A 17,880-nucleotide genomic window follows, 5' to 3' on the forward strand; every position below is an offset into this window, starting at 1 on the left:
TCGAGTATAACGGCGCCTGCGAATCCGCGAGGAATGCGTCGTCCCGTGTTCGGCCCGATGTATACGGGGGGCGGAGCGGATGGCCTCGTCGCGGTGCCCTCCAGCGCCCCTGCGGGGCGCTCGCCAGGCCCGGCCGGGCACCGCGACGAGGCCACCCGATCCGGCCGGTCCGGGGACGCACCACCCGACCGTGCCGAGCACGTGATGCCGCCCGACCCGTGAGCCGGTGCGAGGCCGCGCAAGACGGACCGGTGATCCGCGTGGGAGCGGATCGGCGTAGCCGTACGCGCCCCGCTCTCGGAAACGCACCGCGCCGCGAAGCCGACTGCGCCACGCCGCGCGAGGAGCGGCGTGGACCACAGCACCGCGAACCGGCGATCCGCGTGCCAGCGGATCGCCGTGGCAGACCGCACCCCGCTCCCTGAAACGCATCCCGCGGCCGAGCCGCCAGCACGAGGCCGCCGAACGTCGGGGAGCCGCGCGGCCCCGTGCGAGGGGAACCGGCGATCCGCGTGTCAGCGGATCGACGTGGCAGACCGCACCCCGCTCTCGGAACCGCACCCCGCGGCCAAGCGCAAGCACGAGGCCGCCGAACGTCGGGAACCCGAGCGGGCCCGTCCGAGGCGAACCGGCGATCCGCGTCCCAGCGGATCGACGTAGCCGACCGCACCCCGCTCTCGGAAACCATCCCCGTCGCGAAGCCGACCGCGCCACGCCGCGCAGGGAGCGGCGTGGACGACGAAAGGGCGGGCCCGACGGGCCCGCCCTTTCGTCGCAGAAACTCAGACCCCGACGTGATTCCGGAATCGTGCGATCGCCGCGAACTCGTCGACCTGGAGGCTGGCGCCTCCGACGAGTGCTCCGTCGACGTCGGGCTCGCGCATGAAGCCGGCGATGTTGCCGGACTTCACGGAGCCGCCGTAGAGGATGCGGGTCTTCGCGGCGGTGTCGGCGCCCAGGACGTCGGCGACGACTCCGCGGAGCGCCTTGCAGACCTGCTGGGCCTGCTCGGGCGTCGCGGCCTGTCCGGAGCCGATGGCCCAGACCGGCTCGTAGGCGACGACGAGGTCGGCGTCCGCGGGGAGGCCGGTGAGGGCCTCCCTCAGCTGCGCGACCGGCACGGCCGAGGGGCCGTGCTTCTCGAGGTCCTCCGCGGTCTCGCCGACGCAGACGATCGGAGCGACGCCGTGCTTGAGAGCCGCAGCGGACTTGGCCGCGATGTCCGCGTCCGTCTCGCCGTGGAGCGTGCGACGCTCCGAGTGGCCGACGATCACGTAGTCGCAGTCGAGCTGCTTGAGGAACTGACCCGAGATCTCGCCGGTGTAGGCGCCGCTGTCGAACTTCGAGACGTCCTGCGCGCCGTACTTGAGCGGCAGCTTGTCCGAGTCGACGAGGATCTGCACGGGACGGAGATCCGTGAAGGGCGGGAACACCGCGACCTCGACGCCGTCGAAGTCGTGATCGGCGTCCTTGAGGCTCCACGCCAGCTTCTGGACGAAGGCGATGGCCTGGAGGTGGTCCAGGTTCATCTTCCAGTTGCCGGCGATGAGCGGGGTGCGGGCGGTGGTGTCTACCATCCGAGGACCTCCAGTCCGGGGAGGCGCTTGCCCTCGAGGAATTCGAGGCTCGCTCCGCCTCCCGTCGAGATGTGGCCGAACTGGTCGTCCGTGAAGCCGAGGGCACGGACGGCCGCGGCGGAGTCGCCTCCGCCGACGACGCTGAGCCCGTCGACCTCGGTGAGCGCCTGAGCGACGGTCTTCGTGCCGGCCGCGAACGGCTCGAGCTCGAAGACGCCCATGGGGCCGTTCCAGAACACCGTCCTGGACGCCGCGATGATCTCGGCGAAGTGCGCCGCGGTGTCCGGTCCGATGTCCAGGCCTAGGCCCTTCTCGCCGAAGGGCGTGCCCTCGATGGCGTCGGCCGAGGCGACCTGGTGCTCGGCGTCGGGGCCGAACTCCGACGCCACGACGACGTCCGTCGGCAGGACGATCTCCACGCCCAGCTCCTTCGCCTTCGCGAGGTAGCCGAGCACGGTGTCGACCTGGTCGGCCTCCAGCAGGCTGGCGCCGACCGCGTGGCCCTGGGCCTTGAGGAAGGTGAAGAGCATTCCACCGCCGATGAGGATCGAGTCGACCTTCGGCAGCAGGTGCTCGATCACTCCGAGCTTGTCCGAGACCTTCGAGCCGCCGAGCACGACCGCGTAGGGGCGCTCGGGCTTCTCGGTGAGCCGCTCCAGCACCTCGAGCTCGGCCGCGATCAGCGTGCCGGCCGCGCTGGGGAGCAGCTCGGCGAGCTCGTAGACGCTCGCCTGCTTGCGGTGCACGACGCCGAACCCGTCGGAGACGAAGGCGTCGCCGTAGGCGGCCAGCTTCTCGGCGAAGGCGCGGCGCTCGGCCTCGTCCTTGCTCGTCTCGCCGGCATTGAACCGGAGGTTCTCCAGGACGACGACCCGGCCGTCCTCGAGGGCGTCGACGGCGGCCGAGGCGGCCTCGCCGACGGTGTCCTCGGCGAAGGCGACCGGAGCGTCGAGCAGCTCGCCGAGGCGGGCGGCGACGGGAGCGAGGCTGTACTTCGCCTCGGGCTTCCCCTCGGGGCGCCCGAGGTGGCTCACGACCACGACTCGGGCACCCTCGGAGACCAGACGCTGGAGCGTGGGCACCGACGCTCGCACGCGGCCGTCGTCCGTGATCGTTCCGTCCTTCAGGGGGACGTTCAGATCGCAGCGGACGACGACGCGCTTGCCTGCGAGGGAGCCCAGTGAGTCCAGAGTGCGGAGCGTCACTGCGCGCAGCCCTTAGAGCTTGCCGGCGACGAACTCGGTGACGTCGACGAGGCGGTTGGAGTAGCCCCACTCGTTGTCGTACCAGGAGGCGACCTTGACCTGGCTGCCGATGACCTTCGTGAGGCCCGCGTCGAAGATCGACGAGTGCGGGTCGGTCACGATGTCGCTCGAGACGATCGGGTCCTCCGTGTACTTGAGGATGCCCTTGAGGTCGCCCTCGGAGGCGGCCTTGTACGCCGCGTTGATCTCCTCGACGGTGGCGGGCGTGGTCAGCTCGACGGTGAGGTCGGTGATCGAGCCGGTCGGGACCGGGACGCGGAGGGCGTAGCCGTCGAGCTTGCCGACGAGCTCCGGGATGACCAGGCCGAGCGCCTTGGCGGCACCGGTCGAGGTCGGGATGATGTTGACGGCGGCGGCGCGCGCGCGACGCAGGTCGCTGTGGGGGCCGTCCTGCAGGTTCTGGTCGGCGGTGTACGCGTGGACCGTGGTCATCAGGCCGCGCTCGATGCCGAAGTTGTCGAGCAGCACCTTGGCGAGCGGCGCGAGGCAGTTCGTGGTGCAGGACGCGTTCGAGATGATGTCGTGCGTCGCCGGGTCGTAGGTGTTCTCGTTCACGCCGAGGACGAGGGTCGCGACGTCGCTGCCGGTGGCGGGAGCGGAGACGATGACCTTCTTGGCACCCGCGGTGATGTGCTTGCGCGCATCCTCCGACTTGGTGAAGCGGCCGGTCGACTCGATGACGACGTCGACTCCCAGCTCGCCCCAGGGGAGGTTCGCGGGGTCGCGCTCCTCGAGGACGATGATCGGCTTGCCGTTGACGACGATGCGGTCGCCGTCGAGCTCGACGGTCGCGTCGAGGCGGCCCGTGATGGAGTCGTACTTCAGGAGGTGCGCGAGGGCCTTGTTGTCGGTGAGGTCGTTGACCGCGACGATCTCGAGGTCGCTGCCCTTGGCGAGGGCTGCACGGAAGAAGTTACGGCCGATACGGCCGAAGCCGTTGATGCCGATCTTGACGGACACAGATATCTCCTGGTGAGGAAAGGCACCTCGACGGTGCAGTGGAGGGGTGGAAGCCGACGACAGGGCGTCCCGGACGCGGGGCCCGGGACGCCGAGATCGCTACGACAGTAGCAGCAGGCCCGAAGTCTTCTCGCGGGCCTTCTCGAAGCGCGCGGAGACGTCGGCCCAGTTCACGATGTTCCAGAACGCCTTGACGTAGTCGGCCTTCACGTTGACGTAGTCGAGGTAGAAGGCGTGCTCCCACATGTCGAGGAGGAGGACCGGGACGGTCGCCGCGGCGAGGTTGCCCTGGTGGTCGTAGAGCTGCTCGATGATGAGCTTCTCGCCGAGCGAGTCCCAGGCCAGGATCGACCAGCCGGAGCCCTGGATGCCGAGGGCGGAGGCGGTGAAGTGGGCGCGGAACTTGTCGAACGACCCGAAGTTGTCGTCGATGGCCGCGGCGAGCTCGCCGACGGGCTTGTCGCCGCCGTCCGGCGAGAGGTTGTTCCAGAACACGGTGTGGTTCACGTGACCGGCGAGGTTGAAGGCGAGGTCCTTCTGGAGCTTGTTCACGTTCGCGAGGTTCTCGCTGTCGCGAGCCTCCTGCAGCGAGGCGAGGGCGGTGTTCGCCCCGGCCACGTACGTCGCGTGGTGCTTGTCGTGGTGGAGCTCCATGATCCGCCCACTGATGTTCGGCTCGAGGGCCGAGTAGTCGTAGGGCAGTTCGGCGAGCGTGTAGTCAGCCATGTGCGATCTCCTGTTCGTGGTCGTCGCTCCCGTGCGACCCGCCGGCGTCTCGGCGTCCTCCGCGAGGCGGAGGAGGAGGGCCGGGAGTGTCCTGAGCGACCCGATCAGTCTAGCGAGGGGGCCACTCCGCGTTCGGAGGGCTTGCGTTGTTCGACCAGGAGACACTCAGCGTTCGCCGGGCGGGGCGCGCCGCGCGGCCGGGCCTACAGATCCTGCAGCTCGGCCGGGAGGTTCGCGTCGGTGCCCGGGATGCCGAGGTCGGAGGCGCGCTTGTCGGCCATCGCCAGCAGTCGGCGAATGCGGCCGGCGACGGCGTCCTTCGTCATCGGCGGATCGGCGTGGTGGCCGAGCTCGTCGAGGCTCGCGTCGCGGTGGGCGAGGCGCAGGCGCCCGGCGTAGCGGAGGTGCTCGGGGATGTCGTCGCCGAGGATCTCCATCGCGCGCTCGACGCGGGCGCACGCGGCGACGGCGGCCTGGGCGGAGCGGCGGAGGTTCGCGTCGTCGAAGTTCACGAGGCGGTTGGCGGTCGCCCGGACCTCGCGGCGCTGGCGCAGCTCCTCCCAGCTCGCGACGGTCGCGGTCGCGCCCATCAGGGTGAGCATCGCGCTGATGCTCTCGCCGTCGCGGATGACGACCCGGTGGACGCCGCGGACCTCGCGGGACTTGGCCTGGACGCCCAGGCGTCCGGCCGCTCCGACGATCGCCATCGCCGCCTCGTTGCCGGGGCAGACGATCTCGAGCGCCGCGGAGCGGCCCGGGTCGGTCAGCGAGCCCTGCGCCAGGAAGGCGCCGCGCCACAGGGCGGCGAGCTCCTCGCGGGAGCCGGTGGTCAGGCGGTTCGGCAGGCCGCGGACGGGCCGGCCCCGCTGGTCGAGGAGGCCGGTCTGCCGCGCGAGGGTGTCCCCGCCCTCGACGACGCGCACCAGCCAGCTCGTGGTCCGGCGGGACCCGCCGGCCGAGACGATGCTGCCCTCGCTGCGGACGCCGTACAGCTCGGCGAGGTCGCGGCGCACGCGGGTCGCGAGCGGGGCGGAGTCGAGCTCGACCTCGACCGCGAGGCGGTTGGAGATGATGTGCAGTCCCCCGGAGAAGCGGAGGATGGTCGCCAGTTCGGCGGCACGGACGGTGTTCTTGCGCGAGACGATCGCGACCAGTTCGCCCTTGACGTCTGCGGTGAGGGCCACGGAGTCTTCCTTACGTCGGGTGCGCGGCGGAGCGCGCGCGGATCATTCTCGGCCGAGGTCGCGGTGCGCCACGTTGACGGCGACGCCCGGCAGCTCGGCCAGGCGGGCCGCGACACGGCCCGCGACCGCGACGGAGCGGTGCTTGCCTCCCGTGCAGCCGATCGCGATGGTCGCGTGGCGCTTGTTCTCGCGCTGGTAGCCGTCGAGCACGGGGCGCAGGGCCCGGGAGTAGGAGTCGATGAACTCCTCGGCGCCCTGCTGGGCCAGCACGTAGTCTCTCACCTCTTCGTCGAGACCCGTGTGCGGACGCAACTCCGGGATCCAGTACGGGTTCGGCAGGAACCGCGCGTCGGCCACCATGTCGGCGTCCGTCGGCAGCCCGTACTTGAAGCCGAAGCTCATCACCGTGATCTGGAGGCCGGCGCGGCCGGCCTCGGCGAAGCGATCGGTGATGCTCGTGGCCAGCTGGTGGATGTTGAGGTCCGAGGTGTCGATGACGATGTCGGCCGACTCCCGCAGCTGCGCGAGGCGCGCGCGCTCGGCGGAGATGCCGTCGAGGAGGGTCCCCCGGCCCTGCAGCGGGTGCGGACGGCGCACCTGCTCGAAGCGGCGGACGAGCGCGGCGTCGGTGGCCTCGAGGAACACCACGCGCAGGTCGACCCCTGCGCGCAGCTCGCGGACGATGTCGCCGAGGTCCTCGAAGAAGTCGCGTCCGCGGACGTCGACGACCGCCGCGATCTTCGGCAGCGTGTCCCCCGCACGCTGCGCCAGGTCGACCAGCGGGCGCAGCATCTGCGGCGGCAGGTTGTCGACGACGTACCAGCCGAGGTCCTCCAGCGCGTTCGCGGCCGTGGAACGGCCCGCTCCGGACATCCCCGTGACGATCAGCACGTCCTGCTGCTCGCTCTCCGTGCTCATGCGCTCTCCGTGCTCGTGTCTGCTCGTGTCCTCGGTGCCCGCACCGGCCGCTCTCCCCCGGAGCGCGGGCCTCCAGCCTAGGGCGTGCCCCCGAGGGCGGGCCCGTCCGGGTGCAGGTGCGCATGGATCGCGCCCGCCAGCGTCGGGCCGATGCCCTTGACCTCGGCGATCTCGGCCTCGCCCGCCTCGCGGAGCCGGGCGACGGATCCGAAGTGCTTCAGCAGGTCGCGCACGCGCGTGCCTCCGAGCCCGGGCACCTCGGCCAGCTGCGACGAGATGTCGCGCTTGCGACGCGTCCTCTGGTGGGTGATCGCGAAGCGGTGCGCCTCGTCGCGGATGCGCTGGAAGAGGAAGAGCGCATCGCTGTTGCGCGGCAGGATGACGGGGAAGTCGGAGTCCGGCAGCCAGATCTCCTCGAGCCGCTTGGCGATCCCGCAGAGGGTGATGCCGGTCACCCCCGACTCGTCGAGCGCGCGCTGGGCGGCCGCGACCTGCGGCTGGCCGCCGTCGACGATCAGCAGCTGCGGGGGGTACGAGAACTTGCGCCGCTTGGCCTCGCCGGTCTCGGGGTCGACCGCGGCGGGCTCGGCCGGCTCGCGCAGGTAGGCGAGGCGGCGGGTGAGCACCTGGTGCAGCGACTCGGTGTCGTCCGTCGACTCCGCGATGGAGAAGCGCCGGTACTGGTCCTTCCGCGCGAGCCCGTCCTCGAAGACCACCATCGAGGCGACGATGTTGGTGCCGCTGAGGTGGGAGACGTCGTAGCACTCCATCCGCAGCGGTGCCTCGCTCATGCCGAGGGCGTCGCGGATGTCCTCGAGGGCCTGCGTCCGAGCGGTGAAGTCGGCGGAGCGGCGGGTCTTGTAGAGCATCAGCGAGTGCTTCGCGTTCTGCGTCGCCGTCTCGAGGAGGGCGGCCTTGTCCCCGCGCTGGGCCGCTCGGAGGCGGACGTTCGTGCCGCGCAGTCCGCTCAGCCACTCCTCGAGCGCCTCGGTGTCCTCGGGCAGCTCCGGCACGACGACCTCCCGGGGCGGGACGTCGCCGGTCTCGTAGGCGGCCTGGAGGGCCGTGTCGACGAGCTCCGCCGTGCTCATGTCGAGCTCCTTGTCGACCACCCAGCCCCGCTCGCCGCGGATGCGGCCGCCGCGGACCCGGAACTGCTGCACCGAGGCGGCCAGCTCGTCGTGGACGATCGCGTAGAGGTCGACGTCCACGTTGTCCTTCAGCACGACCGCGCTCTTGGCGAGGACCGCGTCGAGGGCGGCGGCCTGATCGCGCAGCTTGCCTGCGCGCTCGTACTCCATCGCCGCGGCGGCTTCGCGCATCTCCTTCTCGAGCTCGCCGATCATCCGGCGGTCGTGGCTGCCCATGAAGGCGACGAAGCGGTCCACCATCTCGCGGTGCTCGGCGAAGGTGACGCGGTGGGAGCAGGGCCCGCCGCAGCGGCCGATCTGCGACGCGAAGCAGGGTCTGCCGCTCTGCATCGCGCGCTTGTAGTTGGAGTCGTTGCACGTCCTGATCGGGAACGCCTTGATCATCAGGTCGATGGTCTCGTGGATCGCCCAGATCTTCGGGTAGGGCCCGAAGTAGCGGGCCTTCCTGATCCTGGCGTTCCGCGTGACCATCACCCGCGGCGCCTCGTCGCCGAGCGTCACCGCCATGTAGGGGTACGACTTGTCGTCGCGGAACTTGACGTTGAAGGGCGGATCGAACTCGTTGATCCAGGTGAACTCGAGCTGCAGGGCCTCGACATCGGTGCCGACGACGGTCCACTCGACCCCGGAGGCCGAGGTGACCATCCGCCGGGTGCGCTCGTGCAGGCTCGGCAGCGGGGCGAAGTAGTTGCTCAGCCGCGCGCGGAGGTTCTTGGCCTTGCCCACGTAGAGCACCCGCCCGCGGGCGTCCGTGAAGCGGTACACGCCCGGGAGGGTCGGGATCTCGCCCGGCTTCGGCCGGAAGTCGACTGTCTGCGCCATGCCTCTCGCTCGCGTCAGCCGAGGATCTCGGCGAGGAACATGCCGGTGTGGCTGCCCTCGACCTTCGCCACGTGCTCGGGGGTGCCCACCGCGACCACCTGGCCGCCGCCGGCGCCGCCCTCGGGACCCATGTCGATCAGCCAGTCGGCCGACTTGATGACGTCGAGGTTGTGCTCGATGGTGATCACCGTGTTGCCCTTGTCGACCAGGCCGTTGAGGACCAGGAGGAGCTTGCGGACGTCCTCGAAGTGCAGGCCGGTCGTCGGCTCGTCGAGCACGTAGACGCTGCGGCCGTTGGAGCGGCGCTGGAGCTCGGTGGCCAGCTTGACGCGCTGCGCCTCGCCGCCGGAGAGCGTCGTCGCGCTCTGACCGAGGCGGACGTAGCCGAGCCCCACCTCCACCAGCGTGCGGAGGAAGCGGTGGATCGCCGTGATCGGCTCGAAGAAGTCGGCCGCCTCGGCGATCGGCATGTCGAGCACCTCGGCGATGTTCTTGCCCTTGTAGTGCACGGTCAGGGTGTCGCGGTTGTAGCGCGCTCCCCCGCAGACCTCGCACGCGACGTAGACGTCGGGCAGGAAGTTCATCTCGATCTTGATGGTGCCGTCGCCCGAGCACGCCTCGCAGCGGCCGCCCTTGACGTTGAAGCTGAACCGGCCGGGCAGGTACCCCCGCGCCTTCGCCTCGGTGGTCTCGGCGAAGAGGTTGCGGATGCGGTCGAACACGCCCGTGTAGGTGGCGGGGTTCGAGCGCGGCGTGCGGCCGATCGGATTCTGGTCGACGTGCACGACCTTGTCGAGGTTCTCGAGGCCGGTGACGCGCGTGTGCTTGCCCGGCACCTTGCGGGCGCCGTTGAGCTGGTTGGCGAGCACCCGGTAGAGGATGTCGTTCACCAGGGTGCTCTTGCCGGAGCCGGAGACGCCGGTGACCGCGACGAAGGTGCCGAGCGGGAACTCCGCGTCGACCTTGCGCAGGTTGTTGGCGTTCGCGCCGACGACCTTGATCATCCGCTTGCGGTCGATCTTCCGCCGCTTCTTCGGCACCTCGATCGCCTTGCGCCCGGACACGTAGTCGCCGGTCAGCGAGTGGGTGTTCTCGAGCAGCGACTCGTAGGAGCCGGAGTGCACGACCCTGCCGCCGTTGACGCCGGCGCCCGGGCCGATGTCGACGATCCAGTCGGCGGTGCGGATCGTGTCCTCGTCGTGCTCGACCACGATCAGGGTGTTGCCCAGATCGCGCAGCTTGATGAGCGTGTCGATCAGCCGGCGGTTGTCGCGCTGGTGCAGGCCGATGCTCGGCTCGTCCAGCACGTAGAGCACTCCGGTGAGGCCCGAGCCGATCTGGGTCGCCAGGCGGATGCGCTGCGCCTCGCCGCCGGAGAGGGAGGCGGCCGCGCGCGAGAGGTTGAGGTAGTTGAGCCCGACCTCGATGAGGAAGTCGATGCGCGCGCGGATCTCGCGCAGCACCTGTGCGGCGATGTGCGCCTCGCGGTCGGTCAGCTCGAGCCGGCTCATGAAGTCCTGAGCGTCGCCGAGGCTGAGATCGGCCACGTCCGCGATGCTCGCCCCGTGCACGAGCACGGCGAGCACCTCGGGCTTGAGGCGGGAGCCCTTGCACACGGGGCAGGGCACCTCGCGGAGGAACTCGGACCAGCGGGTGCGCTGGACGTCGGTCTCGGCCTGGACGAACTGGCGCTCGATGTAGGGGACGACGCCCTCGAAGCCGGAGGTGTAGCTCATCTCGCGGCCGTAGCGGTTCTTCCACTTGACCTTGACCTCGAAGTTGTCGCCGTGGAGGACCGCCTGCTGCACCTCGGTGCTGAGGCGCTTCCACGGGGTGGTCAGCGAGAATCCGAGGTCGCGGGAGAGGCCGTCGAGCAACTTCTCGTAGTACTGGAACAGTCCCTTGCCCTGGGTGGTCCAGGGGATGATGACGCCCTCGGCGATGCTCAGGTCGGGGTCGCCGAGCAGCAGCTCGTCGTCGACCGACATGCGGGTGCCGAGGCCCGAGCACTCCGGGCAGGCGCCGAAGGGCGCGTTGAAGGAGAAGGTCCGCGGCTCGATCTCGGTGAGCGAGATCGGGTGGTTGTTGGGGCAGGACAGCTTCTCGGAGTAGGTGGTCCAGGCGCCGTCGCCCTCGCCGTCGACGAAGTTGATCTGCACGATGCCGTCGGTGAGCCGCAGGGCCGTCTCGAGGGAGTCCGTGAGGCGCCCGAGGATGTCCGGTCCGGCGACGAGGCGGTCGACGACGACCGAGATGTCGTGCTTGTACTGCTTCTTGAGCACCGGCGGCTCGCTCAGCTGGATGAGCTTCCCGTCCACCATCGCGCGGGAGTACCCGCCCGCCGTCAGCTCCTTGAAGAGGTCGACGAACTCGCCCTTCTTCTGCGAGACGACGGGGCTGAGGATCTGGTACCGGGTGCCCGTCTCGAGCTCCATCAGCTGGTCGGCGATCTGCTGCACGGTCTGCGCCGAGATCCGCTCGCTGCAGATGGGGCAGTGCGGCACGCCGATGCGCGCCCAGAGCAGGCGCATGTAGTCGAAGATCTCGGTGATCGTGCCGACGGTCGAGCGCGGGTTGCGGTTCGTCGACTTCTGGTCGATCGAGACCGCGGGGCTGAGGCCCTCGATGAAGTCGACGTCCGGCCGGTCCACCTGGCCCAGGAACTGGCGGGCGTACGCGGAGAGGGACTCGACGTAGCGCCGCTGCCCCTCCGCGAAGATCGTGTCGAAGGCCAGGGAGGACTTGCCCGAGCCCGAGAGACCGGTGAACACCACCATCGAGTCGCGCGGGATCTCGAGGTCGACGTTCTGCAGGTTGTGCACCCGCGCGCCGCTCACCACCAGCTTCGAGGACGACTCGTCGAGCGAGGAGACGAAGCGGTGGAAGGAGGGAGAGGGGGTGGAGGAGGGGTCCGTAACGGCGTTCAGGATCGACACTCGGAAAGTGTATGCGGAGCCACCGACATCGCCCGTGGCGTTCGCTGGGCGCTGATCCGCGGGCCCCTCCCCTTGCGGATCAGCGCCGCCGATCAGGACAGGTGTCCGGCCTTCTCCATCTGGCGGAGCTCGCGCTTGAGCTCCTGGACCTCGTCGCGCAGCCGGGCCGCGAGCTCGAACTTGAGCTCGCCCGCCGCCTGGAGCATCTGCCCGTTCAGGTCGGAGATGATCGCCTCGAGATCGTTGCCGCCGTTCGCGGCGAGACCCTGACGGCGCAGGTTCGGCGTCGGGCTCTTCTTCTTGGCGTCGCGGCCGGCGAGCAGCTTGGCGGTGTCGGCCCCCTCGCGGGCGAGGGCGTCGGTGATGTCGGCGATCTTCTTCCGCAGCGGCGTCGGGTCGATGCCGTGGTCGAGGTTGTAGGCGACCTGCTTCTCGCGTCGGCGGTCGGTCTCGTCGATCGCGAGCCGCATCGAGTCCGTCACCTTGTCGGCGTACATGTGGACCTCGCCCGAGACGTTGCGGGCGGCACGGCCGATCGTCTGGATGAGCGACGTGGACGAGCGGAGGAAGCCCTCCTTGTCGGCGTCGAGGATCGCCACGAGCGAGACCTCGGGCAGGTCGAGCCCCTCGCGCAGCAGGTTGATGCCGACCAGGACGTCGTACACGCCCGCCCGCAGCTCCGAGAGGAGCTCGACCCGGCGCAGGGTGTCGACGTCGGAGTGCAGGTAGCGGACGCGGACTCCGGCCTCCGTGAGGAAGTCGGTCAGTTCCTCGGCCATGCGCTTCGTCAGCGTCGTGACGAGCACGCGCTCGTCGCGCTCGGTGCGGCGCTTGATCTCCTCGAGCAGGTCGTCGATCTGGCCCTTCGTCGGCTTGACGACGATCTCGGGGTCGATCAGGCCGGTCGGGCGGATGATCTGCTCGACGATGCCGTCGGCGATGCCCATCTCGTAGCGGCCCGGGGTCGCCGAGAGGTAGACGGTCTGGCCGACGCGCGACTTGAACTCCTCCCACTTCAGGGGCCGGTTGTCCATCGCCGAGGGCAGCCGGAAGCCGTGCTCGACCAGCGTGCGCTTGCGGGAGGCGTCGCCCTCGTACATCGCGCCGATCTGCGGCACCGTCACGTGCGACTCGTCGATCACGACGAGGAAGTCGTCCGGGAAGTAGTCGAGCAGGCAGTGCGGAGCCTCGCCCGACTCGCGGCCGTCGATGTGGCGGGAGTAGTTCTCGATGCCGGAGCAGAAGCCGATCTGCTGCATCATCTCGAGATCGAAGGTCGTGCGCATCCGCAGGCGCTGGGCCTCGAGGAGCTTGTTCTGCTTCTCGAGGTCGGCCAGGCGCACCTCGAGCTCCTGCTGGATGGTGTCGATCGCGCGGTGCATGACGTCCTGGCTGGCGACGTAGTGCGAGCCGGGGAAGACCGACACGGAGTCGAGCTTCCGGACGATGTCGCCGGTGAGCGGGTGGAGCGTGTAGAGCGCCTCGATCTCGTCGCCGAACATCTCGATCCGGATCGCGAGCTCCTCGTACATCGGGATGATCTCGATCGTGTCGCCCCGCACCCGGAAGGTGCCGCGGGCGAAGTCGACGTCGTTGCGCGCGTACTGCATCGACACGAACTTGCGGATGAGCCGGTCGCGGTCGACGCGCTGGCCGACCTGGAGAGCCACCATCGCCTCGAGGTACTGCTCGGGCTGCCCGAGGCCGTAGATGCAGGAGACGGTCGACACCACGATCACGTCGCGGCGGCTCAGGAGCGAGTTCGTGGTGGAGTGGCGCAGCCGCTCGACCTCGGCGTTGACCGAGCTGTCCTTCTCGATGAAGGTGTCCGTCTGCGGGACGTAGGCCTCGGGCTGGTAGTAGTCGTAGTACGAGACGAAGTACTCGACGGCGTTGTTCGGGAACAGCTCGCGGAACTCGTTGGCGAGCTGCGCCGCGAGGGTCTTGTTGTGCGCGAGCACGAGCGTGGGGCGCTGCACGGCCTCGACGAGCCAGGCCGTGGTCGCGGACTTGCCGGTTCCGGTGGCGCCCAGGAGGACGACGTCGGTCTCGCCGGCGTTGATGCGGGCGCTCAGATCGGCGATCGCGCCGGGCTGGTCACCGCTCGGCTTGTACTCGCTGATGACCTCGAACGGGTGCACGGCACGGGTTGGCTCCATGGTTCGAAGCGTAGCCGCGACCACCGACACCGGACGGCGCGTGCGCTGGCGGCGAACGGGGGTGCGCTCCCCGGCCGGACTGCTCCACCCCGAGGGAGGTGCCCTCGGAGGACCGTCAGCGGGCGAGCCGCTCCCACAGCGCGTCGGTCCGGGCGAGCGTCTCCTCCAGCGTGCCGGAGGAGTCGATCACGACGTCGGCGAGAGCGAGACGCTCCTCGTCGCTCGCCTGCGACGAGACCCTCGCACGCGCCTCCTCCTCGGTCATCCCCCGGAGGGCGACGAGGCGCTGGATGCGGACGTGCTGCGGCGCGTGCACGACGACCACCTCGTCGAACTCCCCCGCGCCACGGCCCTCGGCCAGAAGGGGGACGTCGTAGACGACCACCGCGGCCGGGTCCGCCTCGGCGGCCTGCGCGAACAGCCGCTGCGAGCGGAGAGTCACCGCCGGATGGGTGATGGCGTTGAGATCCGCCCGCGCCGCGGCGTCCGAGAAGACGATCGCGCCGAGCGCCGGACGGTCGAGCGTGCCGTCCGCGCGGATCACGGACGGGCCGAAGCGCTCGGAGATCGCCGCCAGCGCCGGCTCCCCCGGCTCGACGACCTCCCGCGCGAGGACGTCGGCGTCGACCACCACCGCTCCGTGCTCGGCGAGACGGCGGGCGACGGTGGACTTGCCCGAGGCGATGCCTCCGGTGAGGGCGACGAGATGCACCCGGCCACCCTACCCAGCGCCGTCGCCCGGAACGCCGAACGGCCGGCCCCCGAGGGGACCGGCCGTTCGTTGCGATGTGCTCGCGATCAGTTGTTCGAGGACAGCTTCTCGCGGAGCGCGGCGAGCGACTCGTCGTCGGCGAGGGTGCCGCCGGTGGTCGACTCGCTGGTGAAGCCGGCACCGACCGAGACGCCCTCGGAGACGGTGGCCGCCTCCTCCTGCGACTTGGCGACCTGGGCCTTGTGGGCCTCCCAGCGCGCCTGAGCAGCGGCGTACTCCTGCTCCCAGGCCTCGCGCTGCGACTCGAAGCCCTCGCGCCACTCGTTGGTCTCGGGGTCGAAGCCCTCGGGGTACTTGTAGTTCCCCTGGTCGTCGTACTCCGTGGCCATGCCGTAGAGCGCCGGGTCGAACTCGGTGCCCTCGGGGTCGATGTTCTCGTTCGCCTGCTTGAGCGAGAGGGAGATGCGGCGACGGTCGAGGTCGATGTCGATGACCTTGACGAACACCTCTTCGCCGACCGACACGACCTGCTCGGCGAGCTCGACGTGCTTGCCCGACAGCTCGGAGATGTGGACGAGACCCTCGATGCCGTCCGCGACGCGGACGAAGGCACCGAACGGGACCAGCTTCGTGACCTTGCCCGGCGCGACCTGTCCGATCGCGTGGGTGCGGGCGAAGACCTGCCACGGGTCCTCCTGGGTCGCCTTGAGCGAGAGCGACACGCGCTCGCGGTCGAGGTCGACCTCGAGGATCTCGACGGTGACCTCCTGGCCCACCTCGACGACCTCGGAGGCGTGCTCGATGTGCTTCCAGGAGAGCTCGGAGACGTGGACGAGACCGTCGACGCCGCCCAGGTCGACGAACGCACCGAAGTTGACGATCGACGACACGACGCCCTTGCGGACCTGACCCTTGTGCAGGTTGTTCAGGAACGTGGTGCGGCTCTCGGACTGGGTCTGCTCGAGGAGCGCGCGACGCGACAGGACCACGTTGTTGCGGTTCTTGTCGAGCTCGAGGATCTTCGCCTCGATCTCCTGGCCGAGGTACGGCGTGAGGTCGCGGACGCGGCGCAGCTCGATGAGCGAGGCCGGGAGGAAGCCGCGGAGGCCGATGTCGACGATGAGACCGCCCTTGACGACCTCGATGACCGAGCCGGTGACGACGCCGTCCGACTCCTTGATCTTCTCGACGTCGCCCCACGCGCGCTCGTACTGCGCACGCTTCTTGGACAGGATCAGGCGACCCTCCTTGTCCTCCTTCTGGAGGACGAGGGCCTCGACGCTGTCGCCCACGTTGACGACCTCGGAGGGGTCGACGTCGTGCTTGATGGAGAGCTCGCGCGAGGGGATGACGCCCTCGGTCTTGTAGCCGACGTCGAGGAGGACCTCGTCGCGGTCGATCTTCACGACGGTGCCTTCGATGAGGTCTCCGTCGTTGAAGAACTTCAGAGTCTTTTCGACCGCGGCAAGAAAGTCTTCAGCAGACCCGATGTCGTTGATCGCGACCTGCTTGGTTGCCTTGTCGGTCGTTGCGGTTGTCATTAAGGGATGCTCCAGGATGGATGGGTCTCGGGCGGCGGCCGCCTGCGGGCCTCGCGGCTCGGCGGAGTGGCGACCACTGCGGTGGTGAGGGATGTGCCTCCGACCCGGGAGCCGCGCTCGGCCGGCCGGATGACCGGCCTTCCTCGCGCGCCGCGGGCACGGCGGCGCCACAGATGTGACACCCCAGCTTAGACGCCCCGGGAGGCGCACGGCAATCTCGCCGCACCCGTCCAGGCGCGTGTTCCGAGGTCAGCCGGCGAGGGAGGAGCGGAGGGTGTCGAGACCGACGCCGCCGAGGTCGAGCGCCCTCCGGTGGAAGCCCGCGAGCGAGAACGCGGCGCCCTCGCGCGCCTCCGCCTCGTCGCGCAGCTGCTCCCAGATCCGCTGCCCGATCTTGTAGGACGGAGCCTGTCCCGGCCAGCCGAGGTACCGGTTCACCTCGAAGCGCACGAACGCGTCGTCCATGTTGACGTTGGCGCGCAGGAAGTCGAGGGCCGAGTCGGCGGTCCAGACGGTGGCGGAGCCCGGCAACGGCTTCTGCAGGTGCACGCCGATGTCCAGCACGACGCGCGCCGCGCGCATCCGCTGGCCGTCCAGCATGCCCAGGCGGTCGGCCGGGTCGTCGAGGTAGCCGAAGCGCTCCATCAGCCGCTCCGCGTAGAGCGCCCAGCCCTCGGCGTGGCCGGAGGTCCCGGCCAGCTGACGGCGCCAGGTGTTGAGGCGGGCGCGGTTGTGGACGGCATGGCCGATCTGCAGGTGATGGCCCGGGACGCCCTCGTGGTAGACCGTGGTCAGCTCTCGCCAGGTGGCGAACTCGGTGACCCCGGCCGGGACCGACCACCACATCCGACCCGGCCGCGAGAAGTCGTCGCTCGGGCCGGTGTAGTAGATGCCGCCCTCCTGGGTCGGCGCGATCCTGCACTCGAGGCGGCGCACCTCCTCCGGTATGTCGAACGCGGTGCCGGCGAGCTCGCGGACCGAGCGGTCGCTGGTCTCCTGCATCCAGGCCTGCAGAGCGTCGACGCCGTGCAGAGTGCGGGCCGGGTCCGCCTCGAGGTGGGCGACGGCCTCGGCGACGGAGGCGCCGGGCAGGATCTCGCGCGCGATCGCCTCCTGCTCGGACGTCATCCGGGCCAGCTCCTCGATCCCCCACTCGTAGGTCTCGTCGAGGTCGACGACCGCGCCGAGGAAGCGGCGGGAGTGCAGCGCGTACAGCTCCCGGCCGACGGCGTCCTGCTCGGTCGCGGCGGGGGCGAGCTCACCCCGGAGGAACTGCGCGAGCGACCCGTAGGCGGCCGAAGCGCGGCGGGCGCCGTCCTCCAGCCGCTGGGCGAGCGACGCGGGCAGGGATCCCGCGGTGGGAGCGGCCTCCGCGGCCAGCTCGGCGAAGAACCCGCGGGGAGCAGCGATCTTCCGCGCCTGCTCGGCGACGAGCTCGACCTGGCGGCGGGCGGGGACCACGCCGGTGCGGATCCCCTCGCGCAGGGTCTCCGCGTAGCCCTCGAGCGCGGCCGGCACGGCCAGCAGCCGCTCGGCGACCGCCTCCCAGTCGGCGACCTCGTCCGTCGGCATCAGGTCGAAGACGTCGCGCAGCTCCTGCGCCGGGGACGCGATCACGTTGAGGTCCCGCAGCGGCAGGCCGGCGTCGTGCCCCTCCAGGGAGAGCCGGAGCTCGGCGCCGAGGTCGGCGACCGTGACGCGGTCGACGTCGTCCTCGGGCTCGGCGGCCTCGAGCTCGGCCAGGGCCGAGGCGGTCGCCGCTCGGGCGCGCTCGAGACCGGCCGGCGAGTAGTCGCCCAGCCGGCCGTTCGCGCCGCTGCGTCCGATCGCGGTGCCGAGGGTGGGGTCGAGGTCGACGAGGGTGTCGACCCAGCGCTCGGCGACGGCGTCGACGGCGGTGGGCTCGCGGGGGAGGTCGGGGCTCATGCC

Annotated in this window: 12 protein-coding genes; all 12 read right to left on the reverse strand. The window is 70.3% G+C overall.

Annotated elements, in window-relative coordinates:
* Positions 1-782 precede the first annotated feature (782 nt).
* The 12 genes from tpiA to C5C24_RS07790 all read right to left on the reverse strand — a co-directional run bounded on the left by tpiA (position 783) and on the right by C5C24_RS07790 (position 17,877).
* A complete protein-coding gene (gene tpiA / locus C5C24_RS07735) occupies positions 783-1,577 on the reverse strand; it encodes a triose-phosphate isomerase (RefSeq protein ID WP_104275593.1) in 795 nt (264 codons plus the stop codon).
* The gene (locus tag C5C24_RS07740) at positions 1,571-2,782 is read right to left on the reverse strand and encodes a phosphoglycerate kinase (protein WP_104280626.1); all 1,212 of its coding nucleotides are present in this window, start codon (positions 2,780-2,782) and stop codon (positions 1,571-1,573) included. Before C5C24_RS07740 ends, tpiA begins: the two co-directional genes overlap by 7 nt.
* Before the next feature lie 12 nt (positions 2,783-2,794).
* Positions 2,795-3,802 (reverse strand): type I glyceraldehyde-3-phosphate dehydrogenase, encoded by a 1,008-nt coding sequence (gap, locus tag C5C24_RS07745; protein ID WP_104275591.1) that lies wholly within the window; start codon positions 3,800-3,802, stop codon positions 2,795-2,797.
* A gap of 99 nt (positions 3,803-3,901) precedes the next feature.
* The gene (locus C5C24_RS07750) at positions 3,902-4,528 is read right to left on the reverse strand and encodes a superoxide dismutase (protein ID WP_104221907.1); all 627 of its coding nucleotides are present in this window, start codon (positions 4,526-4,528) and stop codon (positions 3,902-3,904) included.
* A gap of 203 nt (positions 4,529-4,731) precedes the next feature.
* A complete protein-coding gene (gene whiA, locus C5C24_RS07755; protein WP_104275590.1) occupies positions 4,732-5,712 on the reverse strand; it encodes a DNA-binding protein WhiA in 981 nt (326 codons plus the stop codon).
* Between the two features lie 42 nt (positions 5,713-5,754).
* Entirely contained in the window at positions 5,755-6,630 is an 876-nt protein-coding gene (rapZ, locus tag C5C24_RS07760) for an RNase adapter RapZ (RefSeq protein ID WP_104275589.1), read from the reverse strand.
* Between the two features lie 77 nt (positions 6,631-6,707).
* Positions 6,708-8,603: an excinuclease ABC subunit UvrC gene (uvrC, locus tag C5C24_RS07765; RefSeq protein WP_104280627.1), complete on the reverse strand. Its 1,896-nt coding sequence runs from the start codon at positions 8,601-8,603 to the stop codon at positions 6,708-6,710.
* A gap of 14 nt (positions 8,604-8,617) precedes the next feature.
* The gene (uvrA, locus tag C5C24_RS07770; protein WP_258065095.1) at positions 8,618-11,443 is read right to left on the reverse strand and encodes an excinuclease ABC subunit UvrA; all 2,826 of its coding nucleotides are present in this window, start codon (positions 11,441-11,443) and stop codon (positions 8,618-8,620) included.
* A gap of 188 nt (positions 11,444-11,631) precedes the next feature.
* Positions 11,632-13,698 carry an excinuclease ABC subunit UvrB gene (uvrB, locus tag C5C24_RS07775; protein ID WP_104221901.1) on the reverse strand — a complete coding sequence of 689 codons (2,067 nt, stop codon included), beginning with the start codon at positions 13,696-13,698 and terminating at the stop codon, positions 11,632-11,634.
* Positions 13,699-13,813: 115 nt separating this feature from the next.
* Positions 13,814-14,410, reverse strand: coding sequence for a dephospho-CoA kinase (coaE, locus tag C5C24_RS07780; RefSeq protein ID WP_104275587.1), 597 nt, complete (start codon positions 14,408-14,410; stop codon positions 13,814-13,816).
* Positions 14,411-14,496: 86 nt separating this feature from the next.
* On the reverse strand, positions 14,497-15,951 hold the full coding sequence (rpsA, locus tag C5C24_RS07785) for a 30S ribosomal protein S1 (RefSeq protein ID WP_104275586.1): 1,455 nt from the start codon (positions 15,949-15,951) through the stop codon (positions 14,497-14,499).
* 249 nt (positions 15,952-16,200) lie between these two features.
* On the reverse strand, positions 16,201-17,877 hold the full coding sequence (locus C5C24_RS07790) for a DUF885 domain-containing protein (RefSeq protein ID WP_104304692.1): 1,677 nt from the start codon (positions 17,875-17,877) through the stop codon (positions 16,201-16,203).
* Positions 17,878-17,880 lie beyond the last annotated feature (3 nt).

Origin of the sequence: Rathayibacter sp. AY2B3 (assembly GCF_002931755.1) — a bacterium.
In the GTDB taxonomy this organism is placed as follows: domain Bacteria; phylum Actinomycetota; class Actinomycetes; order Actinomycetales; family Microbacteriaceae; genus Rathayibacter.